Origin of the sequence: Streptococcus mitis (genome assembly GCF_002096855.1) — a bacterium.
Taxonomy (GTDB): domain Bacteria; phylum Bacillota; class Bacilli; order Lactobacillales; family Streptococcaceae; genus Streptococcus; species Streptococcus mitis_Y.
Window position 1 is genome coordinate 1 of sequence record NZ_NCVH01000017.1, and the last position, 516, is coordinate 516.

A 516-nucleotide genomic window follows, 5' to 3' on the forward strand; every position below is an offset into this window, starting at 1 on the left:
GTTGAAATAGCCAGTTGATGAGCGATATCGGTCATAGAAGTTTTTTCAATCAATTTTTGCGCAATTTTTTGGTTGATAATACGAGGAATTTGGTGATTTTTCTCGACGAGAGAGGTCTGTGAGACCATCATTTTAGAGCAATGATAGCACTTGAAACGACGCTTTTTAAGGAGGATTCTGGTAGGCATACCAGTTGTTTCAAGGTAAGGAATTTTCGATGGTTTTTGGAAGTCATATTTCTTCATTTGACTTCCACATTCAGGACAAGATGGGGCCTCATAATCCAGTTTAGCGATGATTTCCTTGTGGGTATCTCTATTAACAACATCCATAATTTGGACATTAGGGTCTTTGATATCGAGCAGTTTTATGATAAAATGTAATGGTTCCATATGAATCTTTCTAATGAGTTGTTTCGTCGCTTTTCATTATAGGTCATATGGGACTTTTTTTCTACACAAAAATAGGCTCCATAAGATCTATAGGGGATTTACCCACTACAAATATTATAGAGCC

1 protein-coding gene is annotated in these 516 nt (G+C 36.4%); it reads right to left on the reverse strand.

All coding sequences use genetic code 11. From position 1 onward, the window contains the following. The coding region (locus B7698_RS00625; RefSeq protein ID WP_142358041.1) for a transposase family protein at positions 1-392 on the reverse strand (392 nt) is incomplete at its 3' end. Between the last annotated feature and the right edge of the window lie 124 nt (positions 393-516).